The following is a 17,853-nucleotide window of genomic DNA, read 5'->3' on the forward strand; positions in this document are numbered from 1 at the left end:
GGGCGGTATGGCTGCCCGGGTTCAGGTGCTCTGCCGGGGCATGATCCGGCCAAATAACAAAAATGAGGGGGTGACCAGATTGTGTCGCCCACTCTTCGCAGGAGGCGACAAGGTGAATTTTCAGCAGTTACGAATTATCCGGGAGGCAGCGCGGCGGGATTACAACCTGACCGAAGTGGCCAACGCCCTTTTTACCTCGCAATCCGGGGTGAGTCGCCATATCCGCGAGCTGGAAGAGGAGCTCGGTATCGAGCTCTTTATCCGTTACGGCAAGCGGCTGCTCGGTATGACCGAGCCTGGCAAGGAGCTGCTAGTGATTGCCGAGCGCATTCTCAATGACGCCAACAACATCCGCAAACTGGCCAGCACCTTTGCCAACCGCGACTCGGGCCGTTTGCTGGTGGCGACCACCCATACCCAGGCGCGCTATGCCTTGCCGCGGGTGGTAAAGGCGTTTCGCGAGCAGTTCCCGCTGGTACAGCTGGAGCTGCGTCAGGGCAGCCCGGAGGAGATAGTGCGGCTGGTGCAGACCGGCGAGGTGGATATCGGCATCAGCAGCGAGCAGCTCGACAAGAGCGAAGGGGTGGTGGCATTCCCCTACTACCGCTGGCACCACAACATCGTGGTGCCCGAGCAACATCCGCTGGCAGGCGAGCGGGATCTGACGCTGGCGGCGCTGGCCAACTGGCCCATCGTCACCTATCAAGCCGGGTTGACCGGGCGGGTGCGGGTGGATGAAGCCTTTGCTGCGGCTGGCATTGAACCGCAGATCCTGTTGACGGCGCAGGACTCCGATGTCATCAAGACCTATGTCGAGCTGGAGATGGGGGTCGGCATACTGGCCGACATGGCGTTCGATGCCCAGCGGGATCAGGGGCTGGTACAGCTCGACGGCAGCCATCTGTTTGCCCCCCACACAGCCTGGATTGGCCTCAAGCAGGGGCAGTTTCAGCACAACTTTGCCTGGCAGTTTATCCAGCTCTGCAACCCCGAGCTGGCGCTGGCGGATATTCAGGCCCGCGCCATGGGCAGCGAGCCTGCCATCGACTTCCAGATTTGAATCGGAAGAGAAGAGCAAAAGGGGAGCCAATGGCTCCCCTTTTGCTATCCGGTGGCGAGTTACTTCACTTCATCCCACGCCATCTGCCAGTGGGAGCCGATACCCGGCTCGTACTGGGTGGCAGTGGTGGTCCACTGCTGGCAGTAGCCGCTGTAGGGGAAGGGCTTGCACTGATAGACCTTGCCATTTTTCGGCTGCTGCACCTTGGTGCCGGTGGCATAGGATTTGAGCGAGTTCGGGAAGACGAAGTCGTATTCGCCGCTGCTCTGCTCCTTGAACATCAGGTCCATGGTCTGCTGGATGGTCTCGCCGCCCGCTTTCGGGGTGGCCTTGATCACCAGCTGGTGGTGACCCGCCTTGAGCCCTTCCAGCGCCATGGTGAAGGTGTGGCTGCTGTCCCTGATGTCGGCACTGCTTTCCCCCTTGGCGACGCCGCCGTGGTCATAGAGGGTGTTGGTGACGGCCAGATCGCCCTGTGCGGTGACGGTGAAATCGAGGGTTGCCTTGCCGTTGTCCAGCACATAGTCGCTGGCCAGACCGCTGACGCTGATGCTGTCCACTACCGGCGGCTGCAGCTGTTGCAGATCAATCTCGACTCGATCCAGTTTGCTGTCTCGATGTAGATAGACGGGGTTCATGCCGTAGACCGGATTGAACTGGCCATCGGCTCCTTGCTGACCGGCGCGGATCAGGCTCTGCTCGGCGTTGATCTTGCTGGCGAGGGCATGAGCCCAGCTGTTCTTCTGGCCCTGCTCGGCGGTGGTGATGGTCAGCACGGTCTGCAGATCGGGGCGCTCGCCGTTGGCATCGAATACCCGGGTCATCGCCTTGTCACCCACAGCAAGGTCGATGGAGGGGTAGATGGTGCCTGCCTGGCTCCACTCCAGCGGCGGCTGGCTACCATCTTTGAACTTGGCATCGATGATGTTGTAGAAGCTGTTGCTGGTGTCGCCTACTTCCCACACGCCGAGGATCACCTGATAACCGGTGCGCTCCGGCAGGACACAGTTGTGGGTCACCTGCTTGGGCGGCTGCACCATGTTGCCGTCGATGACGCAGAAGGGGGTCAGGTCGAACGAGGCGCGGGTGAGCGGCTGGTTGGGGTTCCAGTCCTGCTTGGTGAGGTAGTAGCGCCAGTTGCGGGTGACGTGGTTGGCGGTGAAGGTCCAGCTGATAGCGAAGGGGCCGGGCTGTACTTCACGCTTGGTCCAGCGGTCGCTGGTCTGGATGTTCAGCTCGCTCCAGCGAGGGCTGCCCGCCGAGGCGATTTGACCATCCTGTGGGCCGCTCTGCGGGAAGCCGGAAGGGCCCTCCACGCTCTGGGGTTCCCACTGCACGCCGCCACACTGGCTGTTGCCGCCGGTTTTGCACAGGTAGTTGCGGCTCTCTGGCTGGCTGATGTAGCCATGAGCCAGGGCGCTGCCGCTGGCCAGCAGAGCCAGCACCGCTGCGATGTGATTGAGTTGGATTTTTGCTGCCATACATTCCTCTGTTCGACAGATGTGGGCAGTCAGTTGGCCTGGGGATTCCCCGATACACACTTGCGTGTGGCAACCCCGCTATCCTGGACAAAACGTCTGTAGACCGGAGGCTTTGCGTCCCGACCTTTCGGTCAGTTTGCCAAATGACTAGATGATTAGTGATGGGCCAAATGTTCGGCCATCAGCATTGTGCACTGCATTGATTCGTTATTTGAAGTTGAATGTTTAAATGCATCATCCAATGGCGCGTAAATCATTCTAACTGGCTGTTTTTAAATTGTTCTCTTATTTGTGAATGGCGTCGAATACCGTTGAATATGCCAATAAGGTGCATGCTTGCTGCGTGTTTTGCGGCGTAAAAAAACCTGCCAGCTGAGCTGGCAGGTCGGGTGACAAGGCGACACATATTGACGCTATCAATGGCGGGCGTGCTGCTCGCCGGAGGGGGGAGATAGGGGCGCCATCATCGGCGCAGTGGAGGACTCCTTACCCAGTTTGAACACCGCAAGTCGCTCATCCAGACTGCGGGAGAGACCGGCCAGCAGCTCGCTCTCCTGCGCCAGTTGCGAGGCGGACTGTGACATCTCCAGCGCCGAGTCGTTGATGCCGCTGACGTTGCGGTTCATATCCTCGGCCACCATGCTCTGCTGCTCGGCGGCGGTGGCGATCTGGGTCGCCATGTCGCTCACATGCTGGATGTGGTTGACGATCAGGGTGAGATCCTGCCCCGCCTGCTGGGATTGGTTGACGCTGCTCTCCGCCAGTTTGCGGCTGGTATCCATGGCGTTGGCGGCGGTGACGGCTCGTTGCTGCAGTTGGGCAATGGTGCTCTGGATCTCCTCGGTGGATTGGCGAGTGCGGCTGGCCAGCTGGCGTACCTCGTCGGCCACCACGGCAAAGCCGCGGCCCTGCTCACCGGCACGGGCTGCCTCGATGGCGGCGTTGAGGGCCAGCAGGTTGGTCTGCTCCGAAATGGCGCTGATGACGGCGGTCACTTCGCTGATCTGCATCACTCCCTCTTTGAGCTGGTTGACCTGCTGGGTGGCCTGCTCCACCTCGGTGGCCAGCGCCTTGATGCCGTGCACGCTGGCATGAACGTCACGGTTGCCGAGACCCGCTTCACCGGTCGCTTCCTGGGTATCCCGCGCGGTATTTTCGGCGTGCCCGGCCACATCGGAGATGGTGGCGCTCATCTCGTTCATGGCGGTAGCGAGCTGGGCCAGCTGATCCCGCTGGCTGGTGACCGCCTGATTGGTCTGCTCGGCAGAGGCGGCGATGCGCAGGGCGGCATCCGCCACGTTGCGGGCCCCCTGGCTGGCTTCCAGCAGGGCGTGACGGATGGCATCGAGACTCTGGTTGGTGCAGCGGGCGACCACTCCCAACTCATCCTTGCCCTGTACCGGGATGCTTACCACCAGATCCCCCTTGGCGACTCGTTGCATGGCTTGGTTGATCTGGCTGAGGGGGGAGACGATGGAGTGAGTGATGCGCCAGCCCAGCAGCCCCATCAGCAGGATCACGATGGCGGTGGCGGTCCCCATCTTCATGTACTGGGCCCAGATGGTCTGCTGAATATCTTGCAGCAGCATGCCGGAACCGAGGATCCAGCCCCAGGGCTGATAGCCGGAGACCATGGATAGCTTGTCGGCGGTTTCGCCCGATGGGCCGACCCAGACATATTGCAGAGTGCCCTGTTTGCCCCCTTTGGCGATATCCACCATCTGATACCAGAACTGCCCGGCGGTGGCGGCCCCCCCTTCCCCCATCTTCTGACCGACCAGCTCGGGGCGGATGGGGTGAACCACCATGGTGCGGTTCTCGTCGATGACGAATAAATAGTTGTTGCCATCAAAGCGGGTGTTGGTCAGCAGCTTGCGTGCCTCCTGCTGAGCCTGCTCTGCTGGCAGGGTGCTGGCCAGAAACTGGATCTGGCTCATGGCCTGCTCCAGTACCGCATTGAGCCGCGCCTCTCGCTCGCTCATCAGATTGCGCTGGAGCGCGTTGGCCGAGATAAGCAGCAGCGAGACAAAACCGACAAACGCCAGTGCGAGCAGCAAGATCAATTTGCGGCTCACGGTAATATCACCGAGCTTGAACATGACTAAACCCTCATTTCCCTGTTGATTTTATGTGGCTCTGTACCGCGGCAGCCAGTTCGTAAAAGTTAACAACTCATTTACTTTCAGTCTCTTGCCGAGCTTTCTCAAATGAGCGTTTTAACATCAGTATAGTCAGCAGACAGCAACCCCCACTTTTTGGTAGCGTGTTGATGCGCATCCCTGCGCAATTTTTGCCAAAGAGTGTGAATGGTTTGGCATTTCTTCAAAAAAAGGAGTGGGCCCCGCTGCGGGTGACCCCATAACAAGAGGGAATTTATGAGTTCCATTGCCAGGAATTACTTCAACCAGCTCAACGCCGACTACCTGCAGGTGCACAGGCGCAAGGAGGATCTCTTCTGGTCCACCTATATGGGCACCAGCGACGATCAGGCCGGTTTCACCGCGGCCGAGCAGGCCTACAAGGCCTTTTGTGCCAATCCGGCCCGCCTGCCCGAATTGCGGGAGATGTTGGTGCAGGCCGACGAGGATGACCTCAAGCGCGGTCTGCAAGGCTGGATCGCCTTCTTCGAGTGCAATGTGATTGAAGATCCCGCCGCTGCTGCCCTGATGGATGAGCTGGTGGCTGCCGAGGCGGAGCTGTTCGCCCGCCGCAAAGGGCTGAAACTGACCCTGCTGGATGAGCAGGGCCAGCAGGTCGCAGGCAGCCTGCCCGCCGCCAGCACCTCCCTTGCCGCCAGCCCGAACGAGGCGGTGCGCCAGAGCGCGCTCGCCATGTTCCACACCCTGGAGCAGTGGGTAGTCGGCAACGGTTTTCTCGAGGTGGTGGCGATCCGCAACCGCTTTGCCCGCACCATGGGCTATCGCGACTACTTCGACTACAAGGTGCGCAAGAACGAGCAGATGAGCCCGGAGCAGCTGTTTGCCATCCTCGACGACTTTATTGCCCGCACCGACGCCCGGTTGCAGCAGAGTCTGGAAGAGCTGAAGGTTGCCAAGGGGGAGGCGGCCCTGCTGCCCCACAACCTGCGTTACAGCGTGAGCGGTGATGTGACCCGCCAGCTAGATCCTTATGTGCCCTTCTCGCGGGCACTGCGGGATTGGGTCGAGAGCTTCCGCCGGCTCGGCATCCAGTATCGCGGGGCGACCCTGACCCTGGACTTGCTGACCCGGGAAGGGAAATACGAGAACGGCTTCTGCCACGGCCCGGTACCGAGCTTCTTCCAGCAGGGGGAGTGGGTGCCGGCGGTGGTCAACTTCACCAGCCTAGCCGATCCGGCGCAGGTGGGCAGCGGCTGGAGTGGCCTCAACACCCTGTTCCACGAGGGGGGCCACGCCGCGCATTTTGCCAATGTCACCGGCAACGCCCCCTGCTTCTCACAGGAGTTCCCGCCCACCTCCATGGCCTATGCCGAGACCCAGTCGATGTTCTGCGACAGCCTGCTGGACGATGCCGACTGGCTGAAACGTTACGCCAGAAACGCAGCAGGAGAGTCGATCCCCGATGCGCTTATCAAGGAGATGATCGCCGCCCGTCAGCCGTTTCGCGCGTTTAACGAGCGCCAGATCGCGCTGGTGGCCTACTTCGAACGGGATCTCTACGCCATGGATGAGGCCGAACGTAGCCCCGAGGCGGTGCTGGCGCTGGCCCGCCAGTGGGAGCGCAAGATTGTCGGGGTCGAGAGCCCGCGTCCGTTGCTGGCCATTCCGCACCTCCTTAATCAGGAGTCGGCCTGCGCCTATCACGGCTACCTGCTGGCGCTGATGGCGGTGGAGCAGACCCGCGCCTTTTTCCTCAAACGTGATGGCTACCTCACCGACAACCCGCGTATCGGGCCGGATCTGGCCGCCCACTACTGGGGGCCTGGCAACGGCATGAGTCACGATGAGACCCTGCGCAGCCTGACCGGCGAGGGATTCAGCGCGGTGCCGCTGGCCGAGGCATGCAACCTGAGCGCAGACGAAGCGTGGCAACAGGCGCAGGCCTGCATGGCTGCCGCCCAGCAGCGCCCCGTGGCTGGCGAGGGAAGCCCGCTCGATGCCCATATCCGGGTGGTACATGGCGCCGAGCTTATCGCCGACAACAGCGAGTCGGAAACCCGCATGCTGGCAGATTTCGAGGCGTGGATTACCCGGTGCTACTTTGCTGGAGATGTCAGAGAGGAGCTGAGCTGCGTGCAGTAAGTGATGTGATGAAGGCAGGCTTGATATGAATAGGCAATTGGCAGGAGGGGCGACCTTCCTGCCATTCTTTTTTCATTATTCACGATTCATCAATGACTTTATTTCCGCAATTTTCACAGATGGCGTGGCGTTCAAAGCGATCCATGTTGGCCAGAAAGGGGCCGGCGGCCCAGCCGGTAATGAAGTTTTTGATAAATGCAGTGCGCTTTTGCTCTGGTTTCACCTCTTTTCCATAGGATTTGTCGACCAGCACCACGACATGGTTGGTCTCGCGCTGACAACTCGGGCAGTAGCGTTGTTCGGTGGATGCAAGCAAGGGGGATCTCCTTGTCCGGAAGAGTGGGCAGCAGGTTTTCCGCCGCAGATATGTAACGTCCCCATTTGATTCCTTTTGCTGGCGGATCGTCAATCACAGCGGAGGTGGATTGTGCGCCATCTCCTATGAAGAGGGGCGAGCCAACAAGGGTGATCACGAGGGGCCAGTCAGCCCCTCTTTTGTTTCCGTTTGTCACACATTGCCACACAAGCTCCCCCCTCTGGCAAAGTCTTGTGACCGGACGGGTGTGTAATGGTGCCATCAGCAGAGAGATGAGGCCCTGCCGCGATGGAACCAGGGAGCATGTTATGACGAATAAATGGATGTGGTGGCTGTTGCCACTGCTGGCGGTCGGGGTCTGGTGGCTCGGTTATGCGGGGGATGCCAACGGGGTGTGGCCCTGGCGCCATGAGATGTTGCTGCTGACGGGTCTGCTGGGGATGACCTATATGGCCATTTCGCTGTTGCTGGCGTTGCGTCTGCCGCAGCTGGAGGTGTGGTGTGGCGGTCTGGACCGGATGTTGCGATGGCACCGCCAGACAGCCATCGGTGGCGCATTGGCGCTGACCGCCCACTGGCTGCTGGTGGAGGTGCCCAAGTGGGCAGTCTCGGCGGGTTGGCTGAGTCGTCCTGCGCGGCGTGGGGCCAGTGGTGCTGGGGCTGGCGCAGGTAATGGCTTCTCGCTCCATGCCCTTGGCAATACCCTGGGCGAGTGGAGTTTCTATCTGCTGATCGCGCTGGTGGTGGTGAGCTTGCTGGCGCTGGTGAGTTATGGTCGCTTTCGGCTGATCCACCGGCTGGCGCCGCTCATCTATCTGGCGGGGTGGGGACACGGGCTTTGCCTGTTGCCTCAGATTGGGGCCATGACCCCGGTGGGGGTATCGATCTGGTTGATCGGTGGGTTGGGAGCTATCGGGGCCCTCTACTCTCTGTTGGGACAAGTGGGAGCACGGGATCGCCATCCGGGCCGGGTCGTTGCGGTGCGGACGTTGGCGGATCACACCTGCGAGCTGACCATGCAGCTGGAGCAGCCGCTCGCCCATTACCGACCGGGTCAGTTTGCCTTCTTCGAATTTGATGCCAAGGAGGGGCCGCACCCCTTTACCCTGGTGCGGGTGTCGACGGATCGGCGCCAGCTGGTGATCGCGGTGCGGGCACTCGGGGATCATACCCGTCAGCTGGTGGCAGAGGCTCGCGTCGGGGATGGAGTGGTGGTGACCGGCCCCTATGGCGCCTTTGTTGCGCCGCAAGGGGGAGGGCGAGCCCTCTGGCTGGGTGCCGGGATCGGTATCACGCCGTTCGTCGCCTGGCTGGAGGGGCTGGCTGCCCGTGGGGAGCGCGGCGAGGGGATCACCCTGATCCAGTGCGCGCCGGATCTGGCGGGGGCTGTCTACCACCAGCGGTTGGCCGAGCTCTGTCATCGCACCGGCGTGCGCTATCAGCTGCATCTGGACAAGACAGCCGGGCGGCTGGATCTGATCCGCATCGCGCATGATGCGCCTGAGAAGGTGTGGTTTTGCGGGCCGGAGGGGATGGCAGATGCCCTGACCCGGCTGTTGCCGGACGGGCATCTGCATCGCGAGCTGTTCCGCTTTCGTTGAGCTCGATGGGCGCCGTTATTTGGCGCTGGCTGGCAACTGCTTGAGGGCGGCTTGTACCGCCGCCTCCAGCTGCGGGTCGCGTCCGGCCACCATGTCGGCGGGGGTGAGGGGCACCTGCAGGTCCGGGATCAGCTCCTGATTCTCGTAGAAGGTGCCGTCCGGTTTGCGCAGCCCCAGGGTCGGAATGCCGTAGGAGAGCCCCGGGATCAGCCGGGAGTCGTGACTGTAGACCATGGTGCCGGTGCCGGGCACCGGATCGCCGACGATAGGGCCGACCTTGAGGGTGCGGTAGTACTCGGGGAAGGCGGAGCCTTCCGAGTAGCTGGCTGCGTTCACCAGCACCACCGAGGGCTTGGTCCACTGGCGAGTGGCGGCGTCGGTTTCCCCCTTGCCCTGACGGGGCCAGCTGCTGGCCATTCCCTTGGCGCTGCCGCTGCCGGTCAGAAACTCCACCAGGGTATTGGCGAGATAGCCGCCGCTGTTGAAGCGGACATCGACGATCAGCGCCTCGCGATTGCGCTGTCTGCCGAGGGCATCCGCCACCACCGCATCGTAGACCTCGCTATTCATCGCCGGCAGATAGACATAGCCGACCCGTCCTCCGCTCAGGCTGGCCACCAGCTCCCGCCGCTTCTCAATCCAGCGATCCTGTTGCAGCTGGTACTCCTGCTGCTTGTCGATGGCGGTGAGCACCACCTCGTCAGTTTGCTTGTTGCCCTCCTGCTGGAAGGTGAGGGCGAGCCGGGCACCGGCCTGATGGTTAAGGGCCCGATCCAGCTCGGTCAGATTGGCAATCGGGCTGCCGTTGATGGCGAGCAGGCGGGCGCCCGGGGCGATATCGCTCTCCTGATCCAGCGGGCCGCCAGAGAGCATGGCGATGAGCTCGACCCCTTGCTCGCCATCCTGCCAGTAGCCGCCCAGGCTGGCGGTCTCGTCCGCCATGCGCGGGAAGGGGGCGGGGCCGCTGCCCCAGGTGTGGGAGACATTGAGCTCGCCAGCCAGCTCCGCCAGCAGGTTGCCAAAGTCCCGCGGGTTGCCGATGCCCGGCAGCAGGCGGCGGTAAGCGGCGACATAGCTATCCCAGTTCACCCCGTTCATGTCGTCCAGATAGAACTCGTCCCTGGTGAGCCGGGCGATCTGATCGAAGGTGGCGGTCATGCGTTCCTGCCAGCGGCTGGTGGGCTGCAAGGCGAAGGGGGCGCTGGTGGTCTCACCGGAGTCGAGGTGGATCCGGGTGATCTCCCCATCTCGCACCAGGGTCGCCAGGGTGCCCTGCTGGTTGATGCTTGCCAGCGCAGGGCCAGGCTGTTCACCAAACAGTTCGCTGGTTTTGCCCTTGCGCAGATCCTGGCTGTAGCCCTTGATCTCGCTCTCGCTGTTGACTCCCATCTCCTCCACCAGATAGATCAGCTGGTCGCCGATGATTCGGCTGGCGAGCAGGGTGCCGGTGGGTTGCAGCAGCAGCGCTTCGCGATGGTTGAGACGATCGCTCTCAAAGCCGTATCCCCCTTTCGGCGGCTCCAGTTCGGCAATGGCATCGGCTCTGGCGGCGCGGCTGCTGTAAATGCCGAGCAGGTTGGTGACGAGGGGCTCGCCATCGGGCCCCAGTGCGCCAAACCGGGTCGATTGCCAGTAGAGGATGGCGCCATCCTGACTCCAGCCCGGTTGTCCATCCTGATAGCCGTTGAGGCTGACATTGACCGGTTTGGCCTTGGGATTGGCCGTGTCGATCACCGCGATCTCCTGCTCTGCCGCATCGGGGCGGAAGGTGAGCGCCAGATGGCGGGAGTCGGGGGCAAAGGCGAGATGTACCTCGTGGCGCGACGGGTTGAAGCTGGCAGCTACCAGCTCCCGCTGCTTGTTGCTCGCCAGATCCAGCAGATGGATGGCCTGGCCATCCACCACGAAGGCGAGCTGTTTGCCGTCGGGGGAGAGCACCGGACGGCTGATCCCCTTGTCGGGAATCGCCAGCAGCAGGCTCTCGGTCAGAGTGCCGGGATCGCTGAACAGCAGATCCGGATCTCCCTTGCGCAGGCGATAGAGGGCGGCGTGCCCCTGCTGCTCCGACAGATAGATGAGGGCGCGCCCCTGCTCGGCGAAGAGGGGGCTGGATTGCTCGCTCGGATCGCGGGTCAGCTGGCGCACCCGCTCCCGCTCGGGGTCGACGGCAAACAGGTTGCCCTCGCTCACCAGGATCAGCTCATCCGCCTCTTCGCTGACCAGCGCTTCGTCTGCCAGGGTCAGGGCCTCGCTCGCCTCATCCGGCGTGCTCGCCACTTGCGGTGTGAGGGTCAGCTTGCGCGGCTCGCTGCTACCGGCATCGAGGCGATAGAGTTCACCCAGCCATGACCAGACCAGATCACCATTGCGAGAGGCACTGAGCCCCCTCACCGGATGGCCCTGATAGTGGGTCAGCTGTTGCTCCTTGCCGCTGGCGAGATCCCGGCGCCAGACGTTGAAATCACCGCTGCGCTCGCTCAGGTAAAAGAGGCTGTCCCCCTTGTCGCTCCAGACCGGATCGGTAGCCGCCACCCGATCTTCGGTCAGCTGCTTGTGCTGCTTGCCATCAAACAACCAGAGACGGGGCACCGCGAACGAGTGCTGATGCTTGCGAAAGGGTTGATCCGCCGCGGGCATCTGATAGGCGATCCGCTCTCCGTGGGGACGTGCGAGGGTCGCAGGCAGCGGCAGATCGGCCTGCAAGGTGCCGCCGGTGATCGGGGTCCAGTAGAGCTCGCCCCATTGGTAGCCTTCCGCGACAAAATGGTCGGCATCGGGCGCCCCCAGGCGCTGGCTGCTCAGCAGCAGCCGTTTGCCATCGGCGCTGAAGGCTTGCGGCAGATCGGTGCGCGAATCGCGAGTGAGGCGCACCATCTCGCCGCCGCTGGCAGGCACTACGAACACATCTTCGTTGCCGTAGAGATTGGCGGCAAAGGCGAGCTGTTTGCCATCCGGCGACCAGATTGGCCGCTGGCTCAGGTAGTCGCTGCCGGTGAGCGCTGTGGCGGGGCCACCCTCGGCACTGGCGACAAAAATGCGGCCCTGCCAGGTGAAAGCAAGCTGCTTGCCATCGGGGGAGAGGGCGGGCTCGCGTAGCCAGAGTGCATCGGCGGCGACACTGGCGGGCAGCCAGAGCAGAAGTGGCGAGAACAGCAGGGTGGCGAGGCGGCACGAAGAGCGCATGGCATGATCCTGTCGGGGAGTGGTGTGTTATCTTCGCCGATCATTGCCCCGGGTGCCAGCGCGATAATTTTTTGTATCTTGTTGTTTTAACTGTTAATTACCAATGCAAAATGACAGCGTTCAAGGAAGATGGCTTGGCTGCGGCAAGATATGTTTTGCCGGGCATATTGAGTATTGATGGCGATCCAATATCATGGCGCTCGCTCGCCGCTCGGCGGGCATCGTTCAGATGATCTGGTAACAAGAAAAGCCCGCACCAGAGGCTTGTCGAGGGATGGAATGAGAGCCGTATTACTGTGTTTGTTGGGGCTTTGGCCCGCATTGAGTTTTGCCTTGACCGAAAAAGCCGATTTGGTGGTGGTCAAGAAGTCGACCTATAGCCTGACCCTGATGAAGGATGGCAAAGAACTGAAGCGCTACTGGATTGCTCTGGGCCCGGCGCCCAAGGGGCACAAGCAGCAGGAAGGGGATCAGCGTACGCCGGAAGGGCGCTACACCCTCGACTACAAGAAGACCAATTCCGGCTACTACAAAGCCATCCATATCAACTATCCGAACCTGGATGACATCAAGCGCGCCAATGAGCTGGGTGTTCGTCCGGGTGGCATGATCATGATCCACGGCCAGCGCAACAGCATTGGCAACCGCAGGGTTCAGCCTTCCAACTGGACCAATGGCTGCATCGCCATGCTCAATCACGAGCTGGATGAGGTGTGGGACGCCGTTGACCCGGGTACGCCCATCGTCATCGAGCCCTGATCCCCTTGTGCACGCCCGCGACTCCGCGGGCGTTTTATTTCCCGCCAGTGATGACGTGACAGCGCTTGCTGTCCCGTGCTAGTTTTTTCGGCTCGCTTTGGCTGTGACAAGGAAGATCACATGATGTCAGTAACGAGCGTGCCCGAGCGAACGGGGATGCTCTGGTGGCGTGCCACACTGGATATGCTCCCGCTCTCCATTTCGGTGATCCCCTGGGGGATCCTGTGTGGCGCTTTGGCGTTGCAGGCAGGGCTGAGTCCGCTTCAGGCTCAGCTGATGTCGTTGCTGGTCTACGCCGGAGCCGCCCAGCTCTCGGCCACGACCCTGTTCGGGGCGGGCACGCCCCTGCTGCCCATCATGGGCTCCACCATGGTGATCACTTCCCAGCATCTGCTATACGGCTTCACCTTCCGTCGTGACGTATTGCCGCTCTCCCTGCGCTGGCGTGCCAGCCTTGCTTTTTTCCTGACTGATGAGATGTTCGCTGTGGCGCTGAAAGACCGGGAGCGCAGCGGCCACTTTGATCCGGCCTACGCGCTCATCGCGGGATTCGTCTTCTATCTGTTCTGGAATCTGGCGACCCTGCTCGGCATCGCGGCCGGCCAGTACATTGATGGACTGGACAGCATGGGGCTGGATTTTGCCATCGCAGCCACCTTCATCGCCATGACCATTCCCGCCATGAAAAACTTGCCCATGATTGCGGCCACTCTGGTGAGCGGCGGCACAGCGTTGCTTACCAAGCCGCTGCTGGCGGAGATCCACATCATCGTCTCGGCTCTGGCTGGCATGGTGGTGGGCTATGTGTTGCACCGGATGAGGAGGTAGCGTGAGCTGGCTGATGATTGGCCTGCTGGCCCTGATCACCTTTTTCAACCGCTTCGCCTTCTTTTCTCGGTTGACCCGATATCAGCCGGGTGCCGAGATGGGGGCGTTTCTCGGCTTCTCGGCCCAGTCGGTGCTGACTGCCATCTGGTTGCCCATCGTCTTTAGCTACGAGCCGGGGATAGGTCTTGACTGGGATCCTGACTACCTGACTGCCACCCTGTGGGTAATGCTCTTGACCCTGTTGCGGCTGCCGACTCTGGTTGTGGTGGTGGGCGGAATGGGGGGCTTCTTTCTGCTGCGCTGGCTGGGAGGCATAGCCGAGCTCTTACCTTGGTGAAGCGCGAGCCGTGATCTTGTGTAATGGATGTCATTATTCGACATCCGTCATGTCATGAATGTCACTTCAAAAAAAGCCTGCAAATGGTGAGGATATGGGCTCTGTCCGTGAAGGAGTGTCCCATGTCTTTGATCGAAACCTGTCAGCGCATCGTGCGCGATCCCCATCTCTCCGCCGCCCAGAAGAGCCATGCGCTGGCGCTGGCCGCCGAGAATGCGTTGCCCTACCCCGACCTGCCTGCCGCAGTCGCCGAGGCGATGGAGCAGGGTTTTATCTGCGACATGTTCGAAGGGCACGCCCCCTACAAGCCACGTTATGTGCTGCCGGACTATGAAAAATTCCTGACTCAGGGCTCTGCCTGGCTGGAGCTGGCGGCGCCGCAGGATTTCGACGAGGCGCTCAACGCCCTGCGCATCCTCTATCACCATGTCCCCTCCGTCACCGGCATGCCGGTCTGGCTGGGGCGGCTCGATCAGCTGCTGCTCCCCTTCGTCGGCGAACTGGATGACGAGACCCTCTATCGCAAGCTGAAGGGGTTCTGGGTCTATCTGGACAGGGTGCTGCCGGACGCCTTCATGCACGTCAACATCGGGCCGGATGACAACCGCATCTGCCGCCTGATCCTGCGCATCGACAACGAGCTCAAGCAGGTGGCGCCGAACCTCACCTTCTTCCACGATCCGGAGCAGACCCCGGACAGCCTGCTGTTGCAAGCGGTGAAGAATATCGCCGAGTGCAGCAAGCCGCACATCGCCAACTACCCGATCCATCGCGATACCTTCGACAATCGCGGCTTTGGCATCGTCAGCTGCTACAACGCCCTGCCGCAGGCCGGTGGCGCCAATACCCTGGTTCGCATCTCCCTCAAGCGGGTCGCCGAGCAGTGTCAGGGGATAGATGACTTCCTCGGCTGCCTGTTGCCCCACTATTGCCGCCTGGCTTCCCAGTTGATCGAGGCGCGGGCCGCTTTCTTGCATCAGGAGTCCGGCTTCTTCAACAGCTTCCTGGTGAAAGAGGGGCTGCTGGATGAGGATCGTTTCGTCCCCATGTTCGGCATCTACGGCATGGCGGAAGCGGTCAATATCCTGATGGATAAAGAGAATCTGCCGGATCGCTACGGCCATGGCGAGGAGGCGAACCAGCTTGGCTATCGCATCTCGGCCCAGCTCTCCGCCTATGTGACCACGACCCCGCAGACCCATGCCTGGGGTGGCTGCGCTTTGTTGCATTCGCAAGGTGGCCTCAGCATCGATGTGGCAGTCACCCCCGGGGTGCGCATCCCCTACGGGCAGGAGCCGGATCCCGCCAGCCATGTGCTGGCGCTGGCGCCGCACCACACCTATTACCATTCGGGGATCAGCGAGATCCTCACGCTGGATCCCACCATCCGCCAGAACCCGCAGGCGCTGTTGCAGCTCTGCAAGGGAGCGCTTGCCATCGGTATGCGCGAGTTCACCGCCAACGTGGCCGACAGCGATCTGGTGCGGGTGACCGGCTACATGATCCGCAAGTGCGACGTGGCCCGCTTCGCAGAAGAGGGGTCGCGCTTGCAGACCACCTGTCTTGGTGCGGAGGCGAGTGAAGTGACCGCCATTCGTCAGCGGGCACCGCGAGTAGTCGCCCACGAATCGACCATCGGCGAGTATTGAGTTCGCACCGATGGCTGATGTATTGCCAACACGCAGCGCCTTGGTAAGCAGGGTGCTGCCGTTCTCCTGTGTCGACGGGCCGGGTAACCGGCTGGTGCTGTTTCTGCAGGGTTGCAACTTTCGCTGCCCCGGCTGCCACAACCCGCACACCATAGGGCTGTGCGACGATTGCGGTGACTGCCTTGCGGTCTGCCCGAGCGGCGCCCTCACCATGAGCGAGGGCAAGGTTCATTGGCAGGAGGCGCTCTGTACCGATTGCGATGCCTGTCTGGATGTCTGTCCGCGCAGTGCCAATCCCAAGACCACAACCATGACGGTGGACGACGTGCTGGCCCTGCTGCGCCGCTACGGCCCACTGCTGAGCGGAATTACCGTCTCCGGTGGTGAGGCGACCACCCGGCTCCCCTTCGTGGTTGCGCTGTTTGCCGCCATCAAGGGCGCGCCGGATCTGACCCATCTCACTTGCCTGCTCGACAGTAACGGCTCGCTGGCCGACAGCGGCTGGCAGCGGCTATTGCCGGTGCTCGATGGCGCCATGCTCGATCTCAAGGGCTGGCGTGACTCGGTCCATCACTCCCTGACCGGCTATGGTTGCGAGCGGGTGCTGGCATCGCTGCAACTGCTGGCACGCCACGGCAAGCTGACCGAACTGCGGCTGCTCCATGTGCCGGGCAAGAGCGATTTTCTGGATGCAAGTGGTGAGCTGGACGCGGATCTCGCCGCCTTCTTGCAGCAGCTAGGGCCTGTGCCCATTCGCCTCAACGGCTTTCGCCATCACGGGGTGCGGGGAGAGGCGGCGCAATGGCCAGAGGCTCACCAAACCGAGCTGGAACAGTTGGCCAGCCGTTTGCGTGCAGCGGGATTGGGGCCGGTCTCACTGCCTGCCTTGATGGGCTGAGTGGCTGCGTCATCCGGTGACCGTCATCGCGTGAGGTGCGGCATGGAAAGGCCGCAACTGTGATTTCTGTCTATTGGAGGGGGCGAGAACGGCGGCTAGAATAATGGCCATCTTCTTACCCCTCAATGACAGATAATCATGAGTGAAAGCAAGGCGTTATATCGGGTTCAGTTTATTTGCCACAGCGAGCGCTACGAAGTCTATGTGCGCGAAGTCAATCAGGGCCAGCTGTTCGGTTTTATCGAAATTGCCGACTTTGTCTGGGACAACCATACGGCGCTTATCGTCGATCCCAGTCACGAGAAGCTCAAGAGCGAATTTGCCGATGTGAGCCAGACCCTTATTCCCATGCATCAGGTGCTGCGCATCGATCAGGTGAAAAAGCAGGGGGCTGCCCGCATCACGGATCTGGGCAGCAACGTCGCCTCCTTCCCCAGCCCCATCTATACCAAACGTCCCTGATCCCTTATTGCCCTTGATGTTTCGCCGCGGCGAAACATCAATCTCTGCTCGTTGTCGTCCGGCTCAGGGCTCAATCAATTCGCGACCCAGTTGCAGGATCCGCTGGCGGAACCAGTGACGGGCCGAGCCATCACCGGCCGGGCCATACCAGACCAGACTGTGACTCACCTTGCCGTAATCGAACGGTGCCGGACGCATCACCAGATCCGGCTGACTGGCCATGCAGGCCGCCCAGCCACCGATGGCGGTGAGGATCAGGTCGGTCTGGGGCAGCAGGGCCGCCGCGCTGGCAAAATCGGGCAGGGTGGCGCCAATCTGGCGACGCACCTGCTGCTGGGCCAGGCTCTGCTCGAAGAAGGGGTTGGCCAGCTCCTGATCCCGGATGGCGATATGGCGCCAGCTCAGGTAGGCATCGAGATCCCAGGGTTTGGCCAGCGCGGGGTGGTCTTTGCGCAGCAGGCAGACCAGTTTCTCTTCCCGCAGGGTTTCCCACACCAGCCCGGGCTGGCGTGGCAACGGTTGACTCTGGTCATGGGGCAGGATCACGAAGTCGAGTTTGCCCGCTGTCAGCGCCTCCAGCCCCTGCTCATCTTTGTTCCAGATCTCCGGCACCATGCCCGGCACCTCCTGCATCAGTTGACCCAGAATTGGGCCCACCGGCCAGGTCATCACGCTCTCGCGCAATCCCAGCCGCAAGCTGCCCTGCCACTGTTGGGGGTTGAAGGCGTTCTGGCGAGTGAGGCCGTTCAGCTCCCCCAACAACCGGTGCAGGGTGGGCGCCAGTCGCTCGGCCATGGGGGTGAGCAGCAGCTGGTTGCCCTGACGGTAGAGCAGTTGATCCCCCAGCAGATCCCGCAGCTGGTTGAGGGTTTTGCTGACGGTGGAAGGTGTGGTGCAGAGCCGCTCGGCGGTGCGGGTGACGCTCTGGTTGTCGAGCAACAGGTGCAGGGTGACCAGATGGCGACCTCCCAGCCGAGAGAGAGCGATCAGATCCATAGTGGCTCCTGAAATTGATGAAGATAAACAGGCTTGGAATCA

Annotated in this window: 14 protein-coding genes and 1 riboswitch; of the genes, 9 read left to right on the forward strand and 5 right to left on the reverse strand. The window is 61.8% G+C overall.

What is annotated here, in order from left to right:
- Positions 1 to 112 precede the first annotated feature (112 nt).
- On the forward strand, positions 113 to 1,060 hold the full coding sequence (gene cbl, locus AB5Y73_RS18935; RefSeq protein ID WP_042030338.1) for an HTH-type transcriptional regulator Cbl: 948 nt from the start codon (positions 113 to 115) through the stop codon (positions 1,058 to 1,060).
- A gap of 59 nt (positions 1,061 to 1,119) precedes the next feature.
- Here cbl and gbpA read toward each other — a convergent pair whose 3' ends face one another.
- Positions 1,120 to 2,541, reverse strand: a complete 1,422-nt coding sequence (gene gbpA / locus AB5Y73_RS18940) for an N-acetylglucosamine-binding protein GbpA (protein ID WP_181497616.1) — start codon at positions 2,539 to 2,541, stop codon at positions 1,120 to 1,122.
- A gap of 65 nt (positions 2,542 to 2,606) precedes the next feature.
- Positions 2,607 to 2,692, reverse strand: a riboswitch (cyclic di-GMP riboswitch).
- Positions 2,693 to 2,957: 265 nt separating this feature from the next.
- Complete coding sequence (locus tag AB5Y73_RS18945; RefSeq protein ID WP_181497615.1) at positions 2,958 to 4,640, reverse strand: methyl-accepting chemotaxis protein; 1,683 nt, start codon at positions 4,638 to 4,640, stop codon at positions 2,958 to 2,960.
- Between the two features lie 276 nt (positions 4,641 to 4,916).
- Between AB5Y73_RS18945 and AB5Y73_RS18950 the strand changes: the two genes are divergently transcribed.
- The gene (locus tag AB5Y73_RS18950; RefSeq protein WP_279499325.1) at positions 4,917 to 6,782 is read left to right on the forward strand and encodes a M3 family metallopeptidase; all 1,866 of its coding nucleotides are present in this window, start codon (positions 4,917 to 4,919) and stop codon (positions 6,780 to 6,782) included.
- A gap of 79 nt (positions 6,783 to 6,861) precedes the next feature.
- Here the strand turns inward: AB5Y73_RS18950 and AB5Y73_RS18955 are convergent, their stop codons facing one another.
- Entirely contained in the window at positions 6,862 to 7,098 is a 237-nt protein-coding gene (locus tag AB5Y73_RS18955) for a hypothetical protein (protein WP_181497613.1), read from the reverse strand.
- A 308-nt stretch (positions 7,099 to 7,406) separates the two neighbouring features.
- On the opposite strand from AB5Y73_RS18955, the gene AB5Y73_RS18960 reads away from it, so the two are divergent.
- Positions 7,407 to 8,699, forward strand: a complete 1,293-nt coding sequence (locus AB5Y73_RS18960; protein WP_181497612.1) for a ferric reductase-like transmembrane domain-containing protein — start codon at positions 7,407 to 7,409, stop codon at positions 8,697 to 8,699.
- 15 nt (positions 8,700 to 8,714) lie between these two features.
- On the opposite strand, the gene AB5Y73_RS18965 is transcribed toward AB5Y73_RS18960, so the two are convergent.
- Positions 8,715 to 11,882, reverse strand: coding sequence for a S41 family peptidase (locus AB5Y73_RS18965; protein WP_181497611.1), 3,168 nt, complete (start codon positions 11,880 to 11,882; stop codon positions 8,715 to 8,717).
- Between the two features lie 279 nt (positions 11,883 to 12,161).
- Between AB5Y73_RS18965 and AB5Y73_RS18970 the strand changes: the two genes are divergently transcribed.
- From AB5Y73_RS18970 to AB5Y73_RS18995, 6 genes are all read left to right on the forward strand, one after another.
- Positions 12,162 to 12,641, forward strand: coding sequence for a murein L,D-transpeptidase family protein (locus tag AB5Y73_RS18970; protein WP_031227763.1), 480 nt, complete (start codon positions 12,162 to 12,164; stop codon positions 12,639 to 12,641).
- 120 nt (positions 12,642 to 12,761) lie between these two features.
- Positions 12,762 to 13,469, forward strand: a complete 708-nt coding sequence (locus AB5Y73_RS18975; protein WP_075115980.1) for an AzlC family ABC transporter permease — start codon at positions 12,762 to 12,764, stop codon at positions 13,467 to 13,469.
- Between the two features lies 1 nt (position 13,470).
- Positions 13,471 to 13,806, forward strand: coding sequence for an AzlD domain-containing protein (locus AB5Y73_RS18980; protein WP_005340292.1), 336 nt, complete (start codon positions 13,471 to 13,473; stop codon positions 13,804 to 13,806).
- A gap of 122 nt (positions 13,807 to 13,928) precedes the next feature.
- Positions 13,929 to 15,455: a YjjI family glycine radical enzyme gene (locus AB5Y73_RS18985; protein WP_181497610.1), complete on the forward strand. Its 1,527-nt coding sequence runs from the start codon at positions 13,929 to 13,931 to the stop codon at positions 15,453 to 15,455.
- Positions 15,456 to 15,465: 10 nt separating this feature from the next.
- Positions 15,466 to 16,353: a YjjW family glycine radical enzyme activase gene (locus tag AB5Y73_RS18990; RefSeq protein WP_181497609.1), complete on the forward strand. Its 888-nt coding sequence runs from the start codon at positions 15,466 to 15,468 to the stop codon at positions 16,351 to 16,353.
- A 138-nt stretch (positions 16,354 to 16,491) separates the two neighbouring features.
- Positions 16,492 to 16,815: a DUF1820 family protein gene (locus AB5Y73_RS18995; RefSeq protein ID WP_139730950.1), complete on the forward strand. Its 324-nt coding sequence runs from the start codon at positions 16,492 to 16,494 to the stop codon at positions 16,813 to 16,815.
- Between the two features lie 63 nt (positions 16,816 to 16,878).
- Here AB5Y73_RS18995 and AB5Y73_RS19000 read toward each other — a convergent pair whose 3' ends face one another.
- Positions 16,879 to 17,811, reverse strand: a complete 933-nt coding sequence (locus tag AB5Y73_RS19000) for a LysR family transcriptional regulator (RefSeq protein WP_005348827.1) — start codon at positions 17,809 to 17,811, stop codon at positions 16,879 to 16,881.
- Positions 17,812 to 17,853 lie beyond the last annotated feature (42 nt).

The organism is Aeromonas sp. s7(2024) (assembly GCF_040907825.1).
Taxonomy (GTDB): domain Bacteria; phylum Pseudomonadota; class Gammaproteobacteria; order Enterobacterales; family Aeromonadaceae; genus Aeromonas; species Aeromonas veronii.

Excerpts from the sequence above, each read along its gene's own strand:
- AB5Y73_RS18950 (WP_279499325.1), top strand. The coding sequence starts at position 4,917 with ATGAGTTCCATTGCCAGGAATTACTTCAACCAGCTCAACGCCGACTAC.
- AB5Y73_RS18985 (WP_181497610.1), top strand. The coding sequence starts at position 13,929 with ATGTCTTTGATCGAAACCTGTCAGCGCATCGTGCGCGATCCCCATCTC.
- AB5Y73_RS18990 (WP_181497609.1), top strand. The coding sequence starts at position 15,466 with ATGGCTGATGTATTGCCAACACGCAGCGCCTTGGTAAGCAGGGTGCTG.
- AB5Y73_RS19000 (WP_005348827.1), bottom strand. The coding sequence starts at position 17,811 with ATGGATCTGATCGCTCTCTCTCGGCTGGGAGGTCGCCATCTGGTCACC.
- AB5Y73_RS18975 (WP_075115980.1), top strand. The coding sequence starts at position 12,762 with ATGATGTCAGTAACGAGCGTGCCCGAGCGAACGGGGATGCTCTGGTGG.
- AB5Y73_RS18960 (WP_181497612.1), top strand. The coding sequence starts at position 7,407 with ATGACGAATAAATGGATGTGGTGGCTGTTGCCACTGCTGGCGGTCGGG.
- AB5Y73_RS18970 (WP_031227763.1), top strand. The coding sequence starts at position 12,162 with ATGAGAGCCGTATTACTGTGTTTGTTGGGGCTTTGGCCCGCATTGAGT.
- AB5Y73_RS18945 (WP_181497615.1), bottom strand. The coding sequence starts at position 4,640 with ATGTTCAAGCTCGGTGATATTACCGTGAGCCGCAAATTGATCTTGCTG.
- AB5Y73_RS18965 (WP_181497611.1), bottom strand. The coding sequence starts at position 11,882 with ATGCGCTCTTCGTGCCGCCTCGCCACCCTGCTGTTCTCGCCACTTCTG.
- gbpA (WP_181497616.1), bottom strand. The coding sequence starts at position 2,541 with ATGGCAGCAAAAATCCAACTCAATCACATCGCAGCGGTGCTGGCTCTG.
- AB5Y73_RS18995 (WP_139730950.1), top strand. The coding sequence starts at position 16,492 with ATGAGTGAAAGCAAGGCGTTATATCGGGTTCAGTTTATTTGCCACAGC.